This is a genomic window from Pseudundibacterium arcticum (genome assembly GCF_042646465.1).
GTDB lineage: Bacteria > Pseudomonadota > Gammaproteobacteria > Burkholderiales > Burkholderiaceae_D > Undibacterium_A > Undibacterium_A arcticum.
Window position 1 is genome coordinate 170,103 of record NZ_JBHRTP010000054.1, and the last position, 14,220, is coordinate 184,322.

Consider the following 14,220-nt stretch of genomic DNA (forward strand, 5'->3'; position numbering starts at 1 on the left):
GTGCTAGCACAGAGAACCGATGACAATTGCCATTTTTATCCTGCTGTCCTTGCTCGGCATCCCATTCTGGGCATGGCTGGTGCTGCGGATCCGGCGCGTCAGCAATCTGGGCGCGATCCTGCCTTTCATCTTTGCGGTGCCGGCGCTGTATTGGGCCTGGCGGCTATGGGACGATGACGAAGCCAAGATTCGTGCACCATTCATCGCGGTAGTGGTGCTCAATATTGTCCTGGCCGGCGTCGGAATGAAGATCACCCAGGCACAGATCGAGACGCTGCTATTCGGCCAAGAGGCGGTACAGGCACAGGTTGCCACCCAATCGGACGGGCGCCATGCCGACATGAAGCGCTGGTGCCGGGAGCAGCATGATGCCGACTACGATGTGGATCTGGCGACCTGCGTCGAAGCCACGACGGACGATGCGCAGGCCAGAATTGACGATCATCAGGTGTTCGGCCAATTGGCCAAATACCTCGATCAAAGCGGTATCAAAGGCGAATTCGACGAGACCCGCACCACAGGCACCGAACAACTGCTGGCGAAGCCCGGCGTGACCGGCGTATCGGCTTACGACTTCCTGCCGTTGTCGATGTCACAGGCACCGATGTCCATATTGCAATGCGTGTCCGAAATTGCCTGCCTGCAACTGGAAGCCGATACCGGCCTGCTTGGCAGCCACGCGATGCTGCGTAACCGCAACCTGTTGCTGCTATTCGGTCCCGACGCCGCGGACGATGCCCGCATCAACCAACTCAAGGCCGCGTTTTCCAGTTTCCGCCCGACCTGATTGCGGCGTGCAATGACACCGCATCTACATTGACACAGGTGGCAGGCAGCAACCGGCCCAGACCCAAGCACCAGGCATCCCCCTCACATTCAGTATGCAGAACACATCACACAATAACAAAGCAGATAGCCCGGCAGCGCTCGATGCGGACCCGCAATATCCACAAGATACGCTGCAAGCGTATTTCAAGGCGGACGTGTCGCCCGACGAGATCGAGCAGGTGTTTCATCTGAAACGCGCACAGCCGCTGTTACAGGCGTTCACCGCCCTGTTTCATGGCGGTTTCAACGGCGTACTGGTACGTCTGCTGGTGCTGCGCGAACTGGCTGCCGATGCCCATTCGCCGACATTTTCGCGCGCCGACATCAACCTCAAGCTGTCGTATCTGGAGCCGGAAAGCCTGGAAACGGTGTTGGCGCGGCTGCGCTCGCATCAACTGCTGGCGTGGGACGCGGCGCAAGGCGTGTATCGGGTCACGCCGACTGCACGCAATGTGCTGTCGGCTATCGATAGCCTGCTGCAGCTGGGCCAGGCAGACGATGAAGAAGCCGAAATGGGTTTCCTGCTGTCCCAGGTCGCCGGTGCGCAAGCGATCGGTGGCATCTCGGTCGAGCAGTTACAGCATTTGCTCGGGCGGCTGGTCGACCTGACCGAGGAATTTCGCGATGCGATTGCGTCCGGCTCGGAATTTCGCTTGCGCTCGGCCCAGGCAAAATGGAATACCGCCTGCGACTGGGTCGAAAAAGGCTCGCAGATCGTGCATGCGATTACCAGCGATGCGCGCGCCGACGCCGCCACCCACCGCGCCGCGCAGGCCATCGGCCGGGCCCAGAGCACCTTGCTCAATATGCAGGGCATGTTCTCGCGCGCGCTGAACCAGATCGAGCGACAACGCGTACATCTGGGTCAGTCCGGCTTGTCCACGACAGACATCAAGACCTGGCTGTTGCAGCAGGACGACCTGGCGGCGCTGGCGCGCGATGCGGTCTCGCAGCCGGTCACGCCGCTGTTCATCACGCCGGCGGAAATGATCGACGTCGCCGAAGCCGAACTGTTTTCGGACCGCGCCGCTGCCGTCAGCTCGGTGCTGCCGGTCGGCGCCGATGCGCCGGTCTCGATCAGTGAAGCGGTACCGATGATGCGCGAGCTGGACGACTGGCTGGAGCGATTGTCCAGCTTTGCGCTGCCCGCTGCCGGCACCGCCGCCGCAGCGCAGCCGACGCCGGTGCAGGACGCGCTGCTGCCGTCCAGCTTTGCGATCGCCTCGTATCGCGCGTCGCTGCTGCCACTGCTGGGCGACAGCAGCGAGACCGCATTGCAGGGCGCGACCGCCGCGCTGGCGCGCTTGCCGGTATCGCTGCAGCACGGCGACGGCATGATGACGCTGAACGACCCGCAGGTCGCCGCCATTTCGCTGGCTAGCCTGATACGCAATTTGGACCTTGATCTGAACCTATCCATGAACCAACAAGCGGAGCCGCAGCATGAATGATGATGCACAAATTCTGATCGCGCGGCTGTTGACGCATCAAACCCTGCGGCGCGACGACAAGCTGGTCAGACGGGCATTGTCCGATGAATTGTTCCGCGCGGAACTGGACGCGCGCCTGTTCGGCTGCGGCATGAAACTGCTCGACAACGTCTACGCCGACCACGTCACGCTGGCACTGACGCGCGAGATCGAACCGAAGATTTTCGGCGCGCGCGACAGCTGGCAAAACAATAATTTCGGCCTGGCGCGTGACGGCGTCGCGCTGCTGGTAGTGCTATGGGCGCAGATCATCCTGCCCAAGCGCGAACGGCAGGAAGCGCATCAGCACGCGGACCAGAACCAGAACGACATGTTCGGCAAGGACAAGCCGCTACCCAGCGCGGAAGAATCGTCGATCGGGATTTCGTATCGCGCGCTGCTGGCCGACTTCGGCGACAAGCTCGGCAAGAAGACCCGGATGGACATGAATCTGGGACAACTGGCCAAGCTCGGCTTCATCGAGAAGAAAGGTGATGCCATCCTGGAAGGCCCGCTGCTGGACCTGATGATGGACACCGACACGCTGAAGGAACGGATACTGAACGGTGCGCTGGCGGAAATCTTTGGCCCTGCCGCGACCAAGTCCCTGGCGTCCACCGAGCCGGCGATCGCCAACGCTACCGCTGCCGACTCGGACTCAGCAGACGACACCGCCGCCCACACAGCCGCCCACATTACAGAATAAGACCGCCATGTTTCATATCAAATCGCTAGAAATGGTGCACTGGGATTATTGGCAGCGCATCAAGAACATTCCGCTCGACGCCAAGATCATCACCATCGCCGGCCAGAACGGTTCAGGCAAGACCACCTTGCTGGACGCGCTGCGCACGCTGTTCGGGCTCGATTGCTCGATGGGCCGTACCTACAAGCACTATGCGCGCCATTCCGGCCAGCAAAGCGCGTGGCTGCGGGCGGTGGTCGATAACAAGAGTGTCGGCCGGCAATTGTCCAATCGCCCTTTCCGCAGCTCTGGCTTTTTCAGCGAAGACGAAGTCACGCTGTTTTGCCAGATCCAGAAAAACGGCGGCGACTGGAAACGGCAATACCTGATGCGCGCCGGCGTGGTCGAGATCGAAGAAGTGACTGACGCAAGCGACTGGCTGGGCGTCGAAACCTATCGCAAGCGGCTCGCCAATGCCGGCCTGTCACCGGCGATGGCCAAGGTACTGGCGCTGGAACAAGGCGAAACCGACAAGTTGTGCGAATACGCACCGCGTCAGCTACTCGACCTGGTGTTCCAGGTGTTCGGCGACAAGGAAGTGCTGGACGCCTACGACGAAGCGAAACGGCATCAGCACGACACCGAAGTCGAGCTGCAGAGATTCGAGACCGAGCTTGAGCTGTCGAAAGCCAATCTGGACGGCCTGCGCCTGCGCGTCGCCAGTTTCCATCAATGGGAGGGCCTGAACAAGGAACGGCGCGACCTGCAGGAAGAAATCCTGCCAAGCCTGCAGTACCATGAAATCCGCCAGCGCGCCGCGCACGACAGCCGGGTGCTGCGCGACACCAGAAAATCGTTGCTGCAGCAGGACGGGCAGCTGTCCGACAAGCGCGCCGAACTGTCCAGCCGCATGCAGGCGTTGACCGCCGCACAGCAGCATGAAACGGCGCTGGAAGCAGAAAAGTCAACGCTCGAGCAGCGACTCAATGAGATCAACGGCAAGCTGAAACCGCAGGAAAGCCTGCTCGAACAAAAGGTGCGCCTGCAAAAACTGGCGGCCGACGCCGGTGCCGGCATCGCCGATGTCGCCGCTGAGCTGGAGCAAAAAGACACTGAGCTGGCGCGGCAAAAGCAAGCGCGCGACAAGATCGCCGCCCGGATCGCCGCCGACCAGACCACCATTGCCGCGCTGGAAAGCAAGACCGCCCTGCCCGAACCGGACCATGTGCGCGGCATGCGGCGCGCATTGCGCGACGCCGGCATCGGGCACGCGATGCTGCCCGATATCGTCGAAGTGACCGACGCCCGCTGGCAAGGCGCGGTCGAAGGCGTGCTGCGCGCCTATACCGCCGTGGTGCTGCTCGAGCATCCACGCGATGCCGCCAGCGCCTATCGCATCGGCGAGCAGGAACGCTACGGCCACTTTATCGTGCCGGAACGCGTCGATGCGCCGTCGTGCAACGACGACAGCCTGCTATCGGTGGTCAAATTCAGCGCCCCCGCACCGTCCTGGCTGATCGAGCAACTGGCCCGCATCAGCCGCGTCGATTCGGTCGAAGCCGGTATCAAACAAGCTGATAAGCAAGGCGGCCATCAGGAGTGGATCACACCCGAGGCCTACCATCGCGAACGACGCGGCGGCCGCTCGCTGTTTGTCGAGGCATCGCGCTACCGTTTCGGCCAGGCCGGCCGCAACCAGCGCCTGGCCGCGCTGCAAAAAGGCTTGCCGGCATTGGAAGCGGGAGAAGATCAGCTGACGCTCAGGATCGGCAAGCTGGCCGGTGAAGTCAGCGCGCTGAAGGCACGCATCGCCGGTGTCGATGCCGCCAAGGAGCTGGTCGCACGCCAGGCCGAGTTCGACGAAGCGACGCACAACGCACAACCGCTGAAGGCGGCACGCACCGAAGTCGGTGGCCGTCTCGGCGAATTGTTCGGCCTGATCAAGAGCGCGACTGAAGCGCGCACCCGCGCCGACGGCGCCTGGCATGGTGCTAAAAAAGCGCTGGCCGATAGCGAATCGCACCTGACCCACGCGCAGAAGCAGAGCCGCGAAACGCGCAGCGAGCATGCGCAGGCGCTGACGGAAATCCATCGGGCATGGCGCCACCTGCCGTTCAGCTGGCGTCGTCCGGCACGCCGCCTGGCGCTGGTCGATGTCCATCAAAATGCCCATCAGGTCGAATTGCGCATCAAGAATCTGACCAGCAACCTGGACCGCGACGACTGGGAAACCAACGATACCGTGGTCGACCAGCACGCCCGCATGAACGCCCAGTTGACGGGCCGGCAAGCAGAAACGGACGATCGGCGCTACCAGAACAACCGCGCGATCGAGGCCACCGGCAACGCCCGCGGCGCCTACATCGAGCGGCTGCGCTACACCATCAAGACCTACAGCCGCAACATCAAGGAGCTCGGCGAACTGGCCGGCATCGAGGTCCATGCCGACAGCGTGCGGCTGGAAAACGACGACGTGCAACTGGCGCAAGCCGGCCTGCACGTGCGCTTCAAGTTCGACGGCAAGGGCGCGATCGGCATGAACGACGGCGAAGCATCCGGTGGTCAGCAAGTGATGAAGTCGCTGATCCTGCTGATCGGCCTGCTGAAATCGGACGACGGCTCCGGCGGCTTCGTCTTCATCGACGAACCGTTCGCCCATCTCGATATCCGCAACATCCAGCTGGTCGGCCAGTTCCTGAAGAATACCGATGCGCAGTATCTGATGACGACGCCGCTGACGCACAACACCGATGTCTACGATCCGTCCGAATTGACGCTGATCACCAGCAAGAAGAAGAAGGATGCGCCGTGGGCGCAGCCGATATTTGTGTTGCAGCGGCGGCTGGAGGAAGTGAAGCGGCGAGCGTGATCTGGCACGATGCGCATGCTTGTTCTATGTCGACGTCGTCACAAGACGGGCGTACCTGAGGACTGACGTTTGCAACCAAACCGGAAATCGCGCTGGTGCAACTACGTGGAGCGATCGCATCGGGTGTGCCGACAGGTGTGGTATTGGCGGACGCCGGTTATGGAAACGAAACTGCCTTTCGTGACGGCATGACGGAATTGGGTTTGCTCTACGCAGTGGGCATTCGGCCAGCAACGACCGTATGGGCACCTGGCGTCACGCCGTTGCCACCGAAACCGTGAAGACCAAGTGAATGAATGGGTGCGATGCCTAACCTGCCTCGGCAGCCTGCTTGGCCTGACTCGCCTCCTGTAGTTTTGCGATAGCGATCTCAGCAACCCGACGAATGTGCGCGACCGACATTTCGTGGGCTTTATCCGGATCCCGATGTTGGATCGCATCCAGAAGCGCGCGCATTTCCGACACCGCATCGGCACCGCGGCCACTGGAGCTGATCGTCATTGCACGCAGGCGGTTGATGCGCGCGTTGAGCGATTGCACGATTTCCAAAGAGGTTGTTTTACCACCGCCAACAAACATCCCTTCATAAAACTCGGTGGTATTACGCATTACTTTCTGAAAATCGCGCTCGGCAAAGGCGCTTTCTATTTCGTTGATCAAGTCACCCAACTGCCTGATCACCTCATCGCTGGCCAACACGGCACAGGCTCTGGCTGCGTGTCCTTCCAGCAACGCGCGAATCTCGTAAATCTCCGCGACCTTGCTCACGTCGAGGGTTGCCACCACCGGTCCCTGTTGCGAGCCGGTTTCCACCAGCCCTTCCGTTTCCAGATGCCGCAGCACCTCGCGCACAATGGTCCGACTGACGCCCAGCTCGTCGCAGAGTGTTCTCTCGATCAGGCGCTGGCCAGGTAGAAAGTAACCGTTGATGATCGCTTCCCGCATTTTTTCCAGAGATAGCTCTCTCAGGGTTTTCGCCGTGCGTTCTATTTTGATCGAGTTAGCCTTGGGGTTCATACATCACCTCTTCTTTATTCAATGCCAGCAATACACAGATACTTGATTTCCAGATAATCATTGATGCCATATTTGGAACCTTCGCGCCCGTAGCCCGATTGCTTAATGCCGCCAAATGGCGCTACCTCAGTCGAAATGATTCCGGTGTTGATGCCAACCATCCCTGCTTCAATCGCCTCCGCCACACGCCAGACCCGGCCGATATCGCGCGTGTAAAAATAAGAAGCAAGCCCGTATTCGCTAGCGTTGGCCTGGCTGACAACATCGGCCTCGGAGCTAAATCGAAAAATCGGCGCCACCGGGCCAAACGTTTCTTCGGTCGCGATTTTCATCGCAGGCGTTACATTGCTCAAGATGGTCGGCTGGAAAAAAGTCCCGCCGAGCGCATGGCGCTTGCCGCCCAAGACGACTATCGCACCTTTGGCGACAGCATCGCTAATGTGCGCTTCCACCTTGCTCACCGCCGCCTCGTCAATCAGCGGCCCCTGTTCCACCTCAAGGTTCAGCCCATTACCGACACGCAAAGCTTCCACTTTGGCGCGCAGTTTGGCGACAAAAGCGTCATAAATCAAGTCATGCACATAAAAACGGTTGGTGCAAACGCAGGTTTGCCCGGCGTTACGGTGCTTGGAAGCGAGCGCGCCGTCCACCGCGGCATCGAGATCGGCATCCTCAAACACAATGAAAGGGGCATTGCCGCCCAGCTCCATGCTGACCCGTTTGACGGTATCGGCGGACTGGCGCAACAGCAGGCGACCAATTTCGGTCGAACCGGTAAAGGTGATCTTTTTCACCAGCGGATTGCGCGTCAATTCACCGCCAATTGCCACCGGGTCGCCGGTGATGATATTGAGTACGCCTTTCGGGATCCCGGCTTGTTCCGCCAGTACCGCCAACGCCAGCGCCGACAGCGGTGTTTGCTCTGCCGGTTTGGCCACTACCGTGCAACCTGCGGCCAGTGCCGGCGCCAGTTTGCGCGCCAGCATCGCGCTGGGGAAATTCCACGGCGTGATTGCCGCCACCACGCCCACCGGCTGCTTGATCACCAGCAAACGTTGATCCGATTGCGTGGCCGGAATCACATCGCCGTAAATACGCTTGGCTTCCTCGGAAAACCATTCGATATAGCTGGCGCCGTAGGCGATTTCGGCTTTGGCTTCGGCCAGCGGTTTGCCCATTTCCTCGGTCAGAATCTGCGCCAGCACGTCGCTGTGCAGGATCACCAGATCGAACCAGCGGCGCAAAATAATCGCCCGTTGGTTGCCACTCAACGCACGCCAGGTAAGGCCGGCCAGATTGGCCGCCGCAATCGCGTCGCGGGTTTCCGCTGCACCCAGCTTGGGCACTGACGCGATGATTGCGCCGGTGGCGGGATTGTGGATGACGAGCCGCTCCGGGCTCGATATCCACTCGCCATTCAGGTAGCAACTCTCCTTGACGAGGTCCTTGTATCCCAGTGTTTGCATGTGGTATTCCAGTTTAACGTGGGCAGCGCTCTCGCCGCCAAAAGTTCAGCCGTGGATTTGTGCAGCAGCCAATTATGTAAAAACACTCATAGGAGTTTAGATTTAACACCCGTACATTCAATCGGCCTTGATGCTCACGCAAGTCCTAAAGTCAATTAGGCAAACACCCGACCATGCTGGACATCCCAGTCCACCATCGCCGGCGCACCGATCGCCAGATTGTGGCCGTCCTGCGCCTGCATCGGGATGCGAATATCGATTTCCTGCTGCCACGGCGTCTGCACTGAAAAATGCATGCTGTCGCCCAGATAAGTCATGTCGCGGATCGTGACTGCCAGACCGGCCTGATCAGACGCGCCGGCAAGCGGCCGTATGCGCAATTGTTCAGGGCGCAGCATCAAGGTGCCTTCGCTGCCGCTCGCCAGCCTTTGGCTGGCCGCGCCGCCTTCGACGATGTGCCCGTTCGGTAGAACCGCGCGGGCGATATTGCCAGTGACCTCGGCCACTTTGATCGGCATGAAATTCGAATTGCCGACAAAGCCGGCCACAAAACGCGAGACCGGTGCCTTGTACAATTCCTTGCCGGTGCCGACTTGCTCGATCCGCCCCTGATTGAAGACTGCAATCCGGTCTGACAAGCGCAATGCTTCTTCCTGATCGTGCGTCACATACAGGATGGTGACGCCGGTTTCGTGGTGAATCCGGCGCAGTTCGAACTGTAATTCTTCGCGCAGTTTTTTATCCAGCGCCGACAGCGGCTCGTCCATCAACAGCACCGGCGGATCGTAAGCCAGCGCGCGCGCAATCGCCACCCGCTGTTGCTGGCCGCCGGACATCTGCGCCGGCAGGCGGTCGCGATAATCGGCCAGATGCACCAGTTTCAGCATCTGCTCGACCTTGGCCTTGATTTTTGCCTCAGGCTGGCGCCGCACCCGCAGCGGGAATGCGACGTTCTCGCCCACCGTCAGATGTGGGAACAGCGTATAGCGTTGAAACACCATGCCGATATTGCGAAGATTCGGCGGCGTCGACAGCAGCTCCTTGCCATCCAGCAAAACATCACCCTCGGTCGGCTCCTGAAAACCGGCCACAATGTACAGAGTGGTACTTTTTCCCGAACCGGAAGGGCCAAGAAAGGTCATGAACTCCCCTTTCTTGATGTCCAGCGACACACGATCAATGGCTACAACCTGGTCGTAGCTCTTTCTCAGGCCGCGAATCTGCAGAAATGCGTTGTTCATGACGATTTACCTTTTTTAATCAGAGAAACAAGCAGCATCATGACGACGGTGATGCCGATCAATAATGTGGACGCCGCGGCAATCACAGGAGTCAGATCCTGGCGTAGCGTGCTCCAGATCAGTACCGGCAGCGTGCGCAAAGTAGGGCTCGCCATAAAAATCGACAGCACCACCTCATCCCAGGAAACTAGGAAAGAGAAAATGGCAGCGGCGAACAAGCCCAGGCGAATCGACGGCAGAGTCACCCGCAATTTCACCTGCAGCGGGCTGGCGCCGCAGATCTGCGCAGCCTCTTCCAGAGAGATATCAAAGCTGCCGAGCGAATTGCTGATCGTGATGATGGAAAATGGCAGTGCGATGACCAAATGCCCAAGCACAAAACCGGTCACGGTGCCGTTCAGGCCCAGCCGCAGGAAAAACGCATACAGCGCGACTGCCAGCACCACCACCGGCAATACCATCGGCGTCAGGCAAAAGGTCTGCAGCGCATTGCGCCCGACAAACTTGCCTCGGGTGAGCGCCAAGGAGGCTAGCAAGCCGAGTGTGACGGACAAGATGGTGACCATTACGGCAACCTTGGCGCTGTTGAATAAAGCATCAATCCAGGTTGAGTCGGTAAACAACTGTTGATACCAGTGCAGCGTCCAGCCCGGCGGCGGGAAAATAAGCCATTGCGAATCCCCAAAAGAAAGCGCCGCGATGAAGATGATCGGCAATAACAAAAACAGCACCACCAGCACGCCGATGCTGACCAGGACCCAGCGCCAGGAACCCAAACGATCGAAATCAAGTAGCATCTCAGCGCCCTCCGTTAGCAGTTCGCGCGCCGCCAAAATAGCGCAGTTGCACGGCATATAGACTCAGGGTGATCACCAGCAGCACAAACGACGCCGCACCCGCCAAGCCCCAGTTCAGCAGCGATTGCACCAGCTGCGCAATCAGTTCGGCCAGCATCATGTAAGACGGCCCACCCAGCAATGCAGGCGTGACGAAATAACCAAGCGACATGACAAACACCATCATGGCGCCAGACACGATGCCGGGCAGCGCCAGTGGCACCAGCACGCGCGAGAACGCTTGCCAGCGGGTCGCACCGCAGATGGCGGCCGCGCGCAAGGTAGACGGATCGATAGCACGCAAGGTGGCGTGCAATGGCATCACCAGAAACGGCAGCATAATGTAGGTCATGCCGATGGTGACGCCGATCAGGTTATTCACCAATGCCAGCGGTTCGTTGATGATGCCCCATTGCAGCAGCAGGCGATTGATTAAACCGGTTTGCTGCAGCAGCACCATCCATGCATAGGTGCGCGCCAGCAGGTTGGTCCACATCGACAACAGCAAAATCGAAAACAGCAAGGAACTCCACTTCTTCGGCAGGATCGCCAGCAACCATGCGATTGGGAAACCGAACAGCAGGGTCACAGCAGTGACCACCGATGCCACCAGAAAAGTATTGGCGAACACCCGCAGATAAGTCGAAGAACCAAGCAGTTCGGCATAATTCCCAATGCCGGGAGTGGGTTCCAAAACGCTACGCAGCAGTAGTGCAACTACCGGCAGCAGGAAAAAAATGGTGAGCAGCAACAAGGTTGGCAACAATAATTTGATACCACGAAACCTTGCTCCCAGCCTGGACCGCTGGTGTGCGGGGGCGGCGATGGCGGCCGATGCAGTTGACATGACAACTCCTATTCAACAAATGACCGAGCCGCTGCATGAAAGCGCTACAGGGCTCGGTGTAATTTCAAAATTTATTGCGCCTGCCATGCGTACCAGCGCTTGGCGATTGCCTCACGGTTTTCCGACCAGTACTTCATATTCAGATTGATCTGGCCAGTGGTGAATCTGGTAGGCAAGCCGCTCACAGCTGCGGCCGGCATCAAGGACTCGGATTTCAGATTGATCGGTGCAAACCCGGTTTCATCAGCGAACTTGGCCTGTCCTTCAGGGCTGGTCGCCATCGCCAGGTATTTCATCGCTGCGCCCTTGTTCTTGGCGCCTTTAGGCACGACCAGCATATCCGCCGCGGTCAGATTTTGCTGCCATGAAGTGCCGACATTGACGCCGCTTTGCTTCAGGACATGCAGACGGCCATTCCAGAACATGCCGATCGGCGCTTCACCCGAAGCCAGCAACTGCTGCGACTGCGCACCGCTGCTCCACCAGACGATCTGGCTCTTGATGGTGTCGAGCATTTTGAACGCACGATCCAGATCCAGCGGGTACAGCTTGTCAGCCGGAACACCGTCCGCTAGCAAGGCGATTTCCAGTACGCCAGGTGCCGACCATTTGTAGAAGGTGCGCTTGCCCTGAAATTTTTTCAGGTCAAACAAATCTGCCCAGGTCGCTGGCTCGGCTTTTTTGTACACATTTTTGCTGTAGCCGAGGACGAACGAGTAATAAAAGCTGCCAACCGCAAATTTATCCACGAAGCGTGGGTCGAGATCCTTCTGTGGCACCACGGAGAAATCAATCGGTTCCAGCAAACCATCTTTGGCCGCCTTGTAAGCGAAATCAGCCTCAACATCGACCACATCCCAGTTGACGTTACCGCTCTCAACCATCGCCTTGAATTTGCCATAATCGGTCGGGCCGTCCATTGCCACATTGATTCCGGTTTTGGTGGTAAACGGCTGCGCCCAATACTTTTGTTGCGCCTGCTGGGTCGAACCGCCCCAGCTGGTAAATACGATTTGCTCGGCGGCCAATGCCGGAGCGCAAGCCAGAACGGCCGCACAGGTAACGAGTGCGGTGCGAGCAAAGAGGGATGTCGATTTCTTCATGCTATGTCTCCAATATGGTCTAGTTTTCTTAAGCCTGAGAACAACAAAAATTGATTACTGCATCGGGGAAAACGCCGCCGCCTTCATGATCTTGTTTTCCATTTCCTCCATCAAAGCCTGGATCTTTGGCGCAAATGATTGCCAGTCCGGATCCTGGCCAAGCGCCAGGCGCCGCTGTTCTCGCACATCCAGGCTGGGGTAGGCCCAGATATGCACGATCTGATTCAATGGTCCGATTTCGGAATAAAAATAAGCGATCAAATCACCGAGATAACGTTTTTGCAGTTCGATGCCTTCTTCTTCAACCAGTTTCAGGTAGGTCGGCAGCGTGCCTGTTTTTATCCGGTAAGTTCGTACTTCGTAATACATGGACACTCTCGCTTATCGCATGACAAAAGGATCCTGGATCGGCTCATCCGAGGTGCGAATCCAGACCGACTTGGTTCTGGTGTAGTCGAGCACGGACTCCATCCCGCCTTCGCGCCCCAGACCACTCTGCTTGTAACCGCCAAACGGCACCATCGGCGACACCGCGCGATAGGTATTGACCCACACGATGCCGGCGCGCAACGCACGGATCAGACGATGGGCCCGGGTCAGGTCGCGCGTAAACACGCCGGACGCGAGCCCGTATTCGGTGCTGTTTGCCAGCGCGATCGCCTCGGTTTCGGTGTCAAAGGTAACGACGCTTAACACCGGCCCAAACAGCTCTTCCATCACGCTCGGGACTTGGTGATCAGGGCAGCTCAGAATGGTTGGCTGGTAGTAAAAGCCTGCCCCAAACCCGTCTGGCTGCTGGCCGCCGGTCAGCACCGTAGCGCCCGCCTTGATGCTGCGCGCGACCACATTATTGATGTGTTCAAGCTGGCGTTTGGTCGCCAGCGGGCCCATTTCAGTCGCTTCATCCTGCGGATTACCGATGCGAATGCCCTTGGCTTTGGCCACCAGTTTTTCCAGCAGACGGTCGCGCACGCCGCGCTGCACCAGCAAGCGCGACCCCGCCACACAGCTTTGCCCGGTGGCGGCAAAAATCCCGGCAACAATCGCATTCGCAACACTATCGACATCCACATCATCGAATACCAGCACCGGCGATTTACCGCCCAGCTCTAACGTGGTGTAAGCCAGGTTCTCAGCCGAGTTGCGCACGATATGACGCGCCGTCTCCGGCCCGCCGGTAAAAGCGATGCGCGACACCAGTGGATGGCTGGTCAGAGCGCGGCCGCAGTCAGCGCCAAAGCCCGTAATAATGTTCACCACGCCAGGCGGGAAGCCGGCTTCATGCACTAGCCGGGCAAATTCCAGCAGTGGCGCCGGCCCTTCCTCGGATGCCTTGATGACGATGGTGCAGCCAGCTGCCAGCGCCGGACCGATTTTGACCGCAGACAGGAATAGTTGTGAATTCCACGGCACGATCCCGGCCACCACGCCGATCGGTTCGCGCCGCAGGTACACCTCCATATCGGCCTTATCAGCTGGCAGATGGGCGCCTTGAATCTTGTCGGCCAAACCGGCGTAGTAACGGTAGTACTCGGCCACATAGCTGATCTGGCTGTGCGTTTCCCGAATGATCTTGCCGGTATCGGCAGTCTCCAGCTCGGCCAACCGGGGCGCCTGCTGCTCCACCAGATCGGCCAGCTTATACAGCAATTTGCCACGCTGGCTGGCCGTAAGGTCAGCCCATGACGGCGCGCTAAAGGCGCGGTGCGCGGCCCGTATCGCGCGATCCACGTCCGCTTCGGAAGCGGCCGGCATGATGGCCCAGGACGCGCCGCTTGCCGGATTGACGCTTTCGAATGACGCGCTGCCGTCCTCAAACACACCGTCAATATAATTTTGAAACCGTCTCAACATAGCCC

General features: G+C 59.1%; 12 protein-coding genes and 1 pseudogene. 5 read left to right on the forward strand and 8 right to left on the reverse strand.

The window, feature by feature from the left end; genetic code table 11:
- The first annotated feature begins 19 nt into the window (after positions 1-19).
- The 5 genes and pseudogenes from ACFOFO_RS17300 to ACFOFO_RS17320 form a co-directional block, all read left to right on the forward strand.
- Positions 20-787, forward strand: coding sequence for a hypothetical protein (locus ACFOFO_RS17300; RefSeq protein ID WP_390325607.1), 768 nt, complete (start codon positions 20-22; stop codon positions 785-787).
- A 94-nt stretch (positions 788-881) separates the two neighbouring features.
- Positions 882-2,279 (forward strand): hypothetical protein, encoded by a 1,398-nt coding sequence (locus tag ACFOFO_RS17305; RefSeq protein WP_390325610.1) that lies wholly within the window; start codon positions 882-884, stop codon positions 2,277-2,279.
- Positions 2,272-3,003 carry a hypothetical protein gene (locus ACFOFO_RS17310; protein ID WP_390325611.1) on the forward strand — a complete coding sequence of 244 codons (732 nt, stop codon included), beginning with the start codon at positions 2,272-2,274 and terminating at the stop codon, positions 3,001-3,003. Before ACFOFO_RS17305 ends, ACFOFO_RS17310 begins: the two co-directional genes overlap by 8 nt.
- A 7-nt stretch (positions 3,004-3,010) precedes the next feature.
- Positions 3,011-5,851 (forward strand): ATP-binding protein, encoded by a 2,841-nt coding sequence (locus tag ACFOFO_RS17315; protein ID WP_390332152.1) that lies wholly within the window; start codon positions 3,011-3,013, stop codon positions 5,849-5,851.
- Between the two features lie 33 nt (positions 5,852-5,884).
- Positions 5,885-6,129, forward strand: a pseudogene (locus ACFOFO_RS17320) (transposase); the annotation flags it as partial.
- Between the two features lie 31 nt (positions 6,130-6,160).
- On the opposite strand, the gene ACFOFO_RS17325 reads toward ACFOFO_RS17320, so the two are convergent.
- From ACFOFO_RS17325 to ACFOFO_RS17360, 8 genes are all read right to left on the reverse strand, one after another.
- Positions 6,161-6,868, reverse strand: coding sequence for a GntR family transcriptional regulator (locus tag ACFOFO_RS17325; protein ID WP_390332155.1), 708 nt, complete (start codon positions 6,866-6,868; stop codon positions 6,161-6,163).
- 14 nt (positions 6,869-6,882) lie between these two features.
- Positions 6,883-8,334, reverse strand: a complete 1,452-nt coding sequence (locus ACFOFO_RS17330) for an NAD-dependent succinate-semialdehyde dehydrogenase (RefSeq protein ID WP_390325617.1) — start codon at positions 8,332-8,334, stop codon at positions 6,883-6,885.
- A gap of 155 nt (positions 8,335-8,489) precedes the next feature.
- Complete coding sequence (locus tag ACFOFO_RS17335; protein WP_390332156.1) at positions 8,490-9,575, reverse strand: ABC transporter ATP-binding protein; 1,086 nt, start codon at positions 9,573-9,575, stop codon at positions 8,490-8,492.
- The gene (locus ACFOFO_RS17340) at positions 9,572-10,372 is read right to left on the reverse strand and encodes an ABC transporter permease (RefSeq protein WP_390332158.1); all 801 of its coding nucleotides are present in this window, start codon (positions 10,370-10,372) and stop codon (positions 9,572-9,574) included. Before ACFOFO_RS17340 ends, ACFOFO_RS17335 begins: the two co-directional genes overlap by 4 nt.
- Before the next feature lies 1 nt (position 10,373).
- Positions 10,374-11,258 (reverse strand): ABC transporter permease, encoded by an 885-nt coding sequence (locus ACFOFO_RS17345; RefSeq protein ID WP_390325619.1) that lies wholly within the window; start codon positions 11,256-11,258, stop codon positions 10,374-10,376.
- 71 nt (positions 11,259-11,329) lie between these two features.
- Complete coding sequence (locus tag ACFOFO_RS17350) at positions 11,330-12,361, reverse strand: ABC transporter substrate-binding protein (protein ID WP_390332161.1); 1,032 nt, start codon at positions 12,359-12,361, stop codon at positions 11,330-11,332.
- A 54-nt stretch (positions 12,362-12,415) separates the two neighbouring features.
- Positions 12,416-12,730: an NIPSNAP family protein gene (locus tag ACFOFO_RS17355; RefSeq protein WP_390325622.1), complete on the reverse strand. Its 315-nt coding sequence runs from the start codon at positions 12,728-12,730 to the stop codon at positions 12,416-12,418.
- 12 nt (positions 12,731-12,742) lie between these two features.
- Complete coding sequence (locus tag ACFOFO_RS17360) at positions 12,743-14,215, reverse strand: aldehyde dehydrogenase (RefSeq protein ID WP_390325624.1); 1,473 nt, start codon at positions 14,213-14,215, stop codon at positions 12,743-12,745.
- Positions 14,216-14,220: the final 5 nt, after the last annotated feature.